The sequence below is a fragment of the Nonlabens sp. genome (genome assembly GCF_965660805.1).
In the GTDB taxonomy this organism is placed as follows: Bacteria; Bacteroidota; Bacteroidia; order Flavobacteriales; family Flavobacteriaceae; genus Nonlabens.
In genome coordinates, this window is sequence record NZ_CBFIBE010000067.1 from 1 (window position 1) to 5,270 (window position 5,270).

Genomic DNA, 5,270 nt, shown 5'->3' on the forward strand with positions numbered 1-5,270 from the left:
ACTAATGTAATGAAATAGTGATTGATTAAAATAGGTAGTTTTTTTGTGAAAATGATATGGTTCATACGCTTTCGCGAAAGCGTATTACTATTTACAATCGTGGTGGGCAATAGCCTCCATCAAAATAACCTGAGCTTAGAATCGTATTATTTGTAGCTTCATAAAAAGCAGCATTGTTAACTTTCATATTCTGGTATTCCCAATCATAATTGCCAAATTGTAGAAATGGCTCTTTATTGCTGTTATAAACCGTAGGGAACTGACTGTTTGTTGTTATTACGGGAAGCGTAGAGAAATTAATTTTATTTTTTTGAATCGCTGTTTGCGTTAAGGGTAATGTGTTAGTTGTTAACAGCACAGACCGTGATATGGAATGTAGTTTATAAGCATTATAGCTAGGTGTGAAATTTATACTACGGTTAAGGTTAACTATAGGAGCAGTGGTAGCAACTGTTGCCTGGCCTAGTGCAGTAGTGGTGCATAATAGTATGATGATATATGTGACTTTAATAAAGGTTCCCATGATACTGTATTTTGTATCTTAAATGTACGAAAGATCCTTAGGGTATTAAAAACTTTTCACATGAATTTAGCACTTTTGTAGTCTTGTAAAAGTCTTTTAACCAGTAGTTTGTAGACCTAGTTCCTTTCCTTTTTTAAGCATGAATTCACGGGCAGCCTCATACTCATTAGGAATCACACCATCTAGAATGGAGTCTTTAATGGCGGCTTTAATCTGTCCTATCTCACGGCATGGTTTGAGATTAAAGGTTTTCATGATTTCCTCACCACTAACAGGTGGCTGGAAATTGCGCACATGATCTCGTTCTTCTACCTCTACTATTTTATCGCGTACTTTCTGGAAATTATTGTGGTATTTCTTAAACCTTTTAGGGTTTTTTGTGGTGATGTCTGCCTCACATAAAGTCATTAAATCTTCAATATGATCACCAGCGTCGTGAACTAGCCTGCGCACCGCACTGTCAGTAGCAGTCTCATCTATGACGGCGATAGGTCTAGAGGACATACGTACCATTTTTTGGACAAATTTCATCTTGTCATTTAAGGGCATTTTTAACCGCTTGAAAAGATGGTAGACCATTTTAGAACCTTTAAATTCATGACCGTGAAAGGTCCAGCCCACTTTTTTACTAAATCTTTTAGTAGGTGCTTTACCTATGTCATGGAGTAGTGCCGCCCATCGCAGCCATAGGTTTTCTGTATTTCTAGAAATATTATCTACTACTTCTAGGGTATGGTAAAAATTATCTTTGTGCGTTTGACCTTCTACTTCTTCTATACCTTTTAAATCAGTTAATTCAGGTAGAAAATAGGGTAGTAGTCCTGTTTTTTCTAGTAATAGAAAACCCTGTGATGGTGTTGCACATAGCATTATTTTATGCAGCTCTGTAACGATACGTTCATTAGTGATAATTTTTATACGCTCTGCATTACGTTTTATACTTTGAAAAGATTCATCGTCTATCTTAAAGTTAAGTTGTGCCGCAAATCGCACGGCACGCATCATGCGTAAAGGATCATCGCTATAGGTCACATCAGGTTCTAATGGTGTTTTAATGATCTTTTTTTCAAGATCTTGCATCCCATTAAAGGGATCTAGTAAGCTGCCGAATGATTCAGGATGTAAAGCAAAAGCCATAGCGTTAATGGTGAAGTCTCTTCTGTTTTGATCATCTTCTAGCGATCCGTCTTCTACTATGGGGTTACGGCTATCACGAGTATAACTTTCTTTGCGAGCTCCTACAAATTCTAGCTCAAAATCATCAGTCTTTACCATGGCCGTTCCATAAGTTTTAAAGACAGATACTTTTGTGCTTTGCGGTAATAATTCTGCAACTTTTTGAGCGAGTTCTATACCACTGCCCACAGCTACGATGTCTATATCTTGTTGATCGCCTCGATCTAAAAAATAATCTCTAACAAAACCACCTATAACATATGCCTCTACATTTAGTGCAGCAGCAGCTTTACTTATGGTTTTAAAAACAGGATGTGCGATTGCATCTATAAATTTCCCTTGGTGCATGATGTTATTTTCTCAATATTTTCATAGTACCATCATTTGATATTTTAATAATGGAAGATGGTGGGACATTGGTTTTGGCTAGTGGTAAATCTAAAACATGATCTACACGATCTTTTAATGCTTCACTGATGTCTATAAAGCCTACAGGAGGATTTTCTCCGCTTAAATTAGCACTAGTAGAAACTATAGGTTTTCTCAAGCCTTTAATTATGGCACGGCATACAGGATCATTAGTTACTCTTATAGCAAGTGTATTATCTTCTTTTACAAGGTTTTCAGCTATTGCTTTAGGACGATCATAAACTATGGTGAGTGGTTTTTTATTAAGCTTTAACACTTGCCATGCCATATCTGGAACTTCCTCAATATAGCGATCCAGCATGTCAAAGCTGTCCACTAAGATGATAAAAGATTGAGAAGGGTCACGTTCTTTAATCTTGTAAACTTCTTCTACCGCGTCATAATTAGTAGCGTCACATCCTATGGCATAAATGGTGTCTGTAGGGTAGAGAATAGTTTTTCCTTTTTTAAGTGCGCTTACTGCTTCTCTAACATCTTCTATAGGTAAGATGACTCTATCTTCTTTTTTCTTTTTAGAAGCGCGTCCTCTTACTTGATCTCTTCTGTTTCTCTCGCGATCGCTGCGTGGCATAGGTGTTATATTCTTTAAGGTTCACCGTGGTATTAGTGTGTTGCAAAATTACAATTTATGTAGTTATGAATTAGACACATTTCTCATTATGTGCTGCTGGTAGAATATAGTATCTCAACTAGATTGATGTTTATGAAATAAAACTTCTAAAAATAAAAACTAGTTGAAATATGCTGTATTCATTTACTTCTTGTAGTTTTGAGCCATGCAAGAAAGGTTTCATAATTCCTATAGTTATTTAAAGCCTAAGATTCTAGAAGTCATAAATGATTTTAACAATCTAGGTACTGTATTACAAGACCGTCGTAATACTGTAAAGGTTATAACGATAGACGGTGATCGTTATAATTTTAAAAGGTTTAAAGTTCCTAACTTATTGAATAGGGTAGTTTATCGTTTTTTTAGAAAATCTAAGGCACAGCGTAGTTTTGAATTTGCGCAGCGATTACTGGATCATAATGTGGGCACACCACAACCTATTGCTTATTTTGAAGAGTTTAAAGGTCTAGGTCTAGGTGCTAGTTTTTATATTAGTAAACAACTGGACGTAGATTTTACCTTTAGAGAGTTAATTCAAGATGATTCTGTTACTGATAAGGAAAATATCTTAAGATCTTATACTAGGTTTTTATATCATATGCATGAATGTGGTATCTATTTTATGGATAATTCTCTAGGGAATACATTAATTACTAAAACCGCTACTGGTTATGAATTTGCTGTGGTGGACCTCAATAGAATGAAGTTTTACGATATCCCTTGGGAAGATCGTATGCTTAACTTTGCCCGATTATCACCAGAAAAATGGCCTTTTGAAATTATGGGTGATGAATATAGTCAGCTTTCGCGAAAGCGTAACTCCAAAGATACTACGGATCAAATGTGGTATTATGCTCAAAAATTTCAAGACAAATTTACCAGAAAAAAAAGATTGAAAAAGAAGTATTTAAATCGTTAATATGTAAAGAAAAATGGCGGCTAGTAACACGCCGCTGATAAGTTCTTTATTTCATCTCATTACGATACAACCACAACTTTATATATCGCATATAAATCACATAACTGCGCAGGTAGGCAATGGTAAGACCTACGACACCATCTAAGAACCCTAGCTGAAGGAAGTAATGTTTTAAGAACCCGTAAATAGGTTTAATTACAAAATGATAAGGTGTTAATGGACCTGTGGTTTTATGATAATCGCGTGCTTGCCAGCTGGCATATCTATTTAATTTTTCTATAAATAGTTCTATGCCACGATAGGTGTTATGATAAAATTTGTTCTGGAGCCACCCTACTTTACCATCTGCTATGATTTCAGCATGTACCATTTTATTTTCATACCTACATTTATCACGCATAAAAAGGCGTATCACCTTATCATTGCGCATGCCGCTAAAATGAACTCTTCTGTTCATAAAATGATTGAGACGTCCTATCCAGTAGGCTACATGACCATCTTTACCAGGATCTATGAGTCTAGTTAAAATCTCATCTTTAAGTCTGTTAGTGATGCGCTCGTCAGCATCTACTAGGATAATCCACTCGTGAGTAGCTTGAGGTATTGCAAAGTTTTTTTGTGAAGAGCTATGCTCATAAGCTCTCCTTATGAGGCGTACATTTTTACTTTTTGCCACCTCATAAGTGCCGTCAGTACTCATACTGTCCACAACCAGTATTTCATCTGCAAAAGAAACCGTGTCTATGACACCTTCTATATTATGTAATTCGTTACCTACTGGTAGGATGGCAGTTACTGGTTTGCGGTCATTCCAGTTAGGCAGTCTGAAGGGCTTATTATAGCCTTTAAGTGTAAAATAGTTGAGTTTATGTCTTATCTTAAATTTTCTAATTAAGTTAAGAGGCTTCTTTTTTAGTGTAGTTTTAGTGTCGTGCAGTTGATCGATACAGGCATCTATAACTCTGGCGCTAGAGTTACCGTCTTTATAAGGATGCAGTTGTGCATTAAATTGTTTAAGTGATGCTATGAGGTGATCAGGACGTGTTAGTGCTGTTGTGATAGATTTCTCTAATTCACTTACATCAGTAATATTGATATGATGCTCTCTAGGTACACGATGCCTAAAGGTGACTATAGGTTTTTCTAAAAGACCAAATTCTTGTAAAACCGATGTAGTATCACAGATCATCATGTCTGCAGACTTCATTATAGGAATAAAAGAAGTGGTATCGTGGTAGGTGAAATGATCGTTTTCTAATCCTTTCCATTTTTCTACAACGCTTTTATCCAGTTTAGGGTGCAGCACCATGTCAAAATGATAAGCGCCAGTCAGTGATAACTTTTTAATTTCTTCAAAAAAGTCATGATTTAAAGCCATACTTAGCCTTACAGAAAAAGTTGAGGCTAGAATAATTCTAGGTTTAGAGTTCTTAACAGGCTGTTCAATAGGGAATAAAGGATCTACTTTAGACCAGCCAGTTTCTATAACATTAAAATGGGAATGAGTTTCTTTTAACTCCTTAAATATGCTAGTAGTAGAAGGACCTTGTGTACAGTATAAATCAAAGAATCCACGCACGTTGAAATGATCTATTTTCGGTTTTCTTTTTTCA

The 5,270-nt window shown here is 35.9% G+C and carries 5 protein-coding genes; 1 reads left to right on the forward strand and 4 read right to left on the reverse strand.

What is annotated here, in order from left to right; all coding sequences use genetic code 11:
* Nucleotides 1–91: 91 nt before the first annotated feature.
* The 3 genes from ACTF48_RS10745 to ACTF48_RS10755 all read right to left on the reverse strand — a co-directional run bounded on the left by ACTF48_RS10745 (nt 92) and on the right by ACTF48_RS10755 (nt 2,699).
* Nucleotides 92–523, reverse strand: a complete 432-nt coding sequence (locus tag ACTF48_RS10745; RefSeq protein WP_438963159.1) for a hypothetical protein — start codon at nt 521–523, stop codon at nt 92–94.
* A gap of 96 nt (nt 524–619) precedes the next feature.
* Nucleotides 620–2,047 carry a CCA tRNA nucleotidyltransferase gene (locus ACTF48_RS10750; protein ID WP_438963160.1) on the reverse strand — a complete coding sequence of 476 codons (1,428 nt, stop codon included), beginning with the start codon at nt 2,045–2,047 and terminating at the stop codon, nt 620–622.
* A 4-nt stretch (nt 2,048–2,051) separates the two neighbouring features.
* The gene (locus ACTF48_RS10755; protein ID WP_438963161.1) at nt 2,052–2,699 is read right to left on the reverse strand and encodes an L-threonylcarbamoyladenylate synthase; all 648 of its coding nucleotides are present in this window, start codon (nt 2,697–2,699) and stop codon (nt 2,052–2,054) included.
* A 205-nt stretch (nt 2,700–2,904) separates the two neighbouring features.
* Between ACTF48_RS10755 and ACTF48_RS10760 the strand changes: the two genes are divergently transcribed.
* Nucleotides 2,905–3,657, forward strand: a complete 753-nt coding sequence (locus ACTF48_RS10760; protein WP_438963162.1) for a Kdo domain containing protein — start codon at nt 2,905–2,907, stop codon at nt 3,655–3,657.
* Nucleotides 3,658–3,703: 46 nt separating this feature from the next.
* Here the strand turns inward: ACTF48_RS10760 and ACTF48_RS10765 are convergent.
* Nucleotides 3,704–5,270 (reverse strand): glycosyltransferase (locus tag ACTF48_RS10765; protein WP_438963163.1); only part of this gene is annotated, 1,567 nt, incomplete at its 5' end.

Coding starts and splice junctions, on each gene's coding strand:
- ACTF48_RS10745 (WP_438963159.1), bottom strand. CDS start 523: ATGGGAACCTTTATTAAAGTCACATATATCATCATACTATTATGCACC.
- ACTF48_RS10750 (WP_438963160.1), bottom strand. CDS start 2,047: ATGCACCAAGGGAAATTTATAGATGCAATCGCACATCCTGTTTTTAAA.
- ACTF48_RS10755 (WP_438963161.1), bottom strand. CDS start 2,699: ATGCCACGCAGCGATCGCGAGAGAAACAGAAGAGATCAAGTAAGAGGA.
- ACTF48_RS10760 (WP_438963162.1), top strand. CDS start 2,905: ATGCAAGAAAGGTTTCATAATTCCTATAGTTATTTAAAGCCTAAGATT.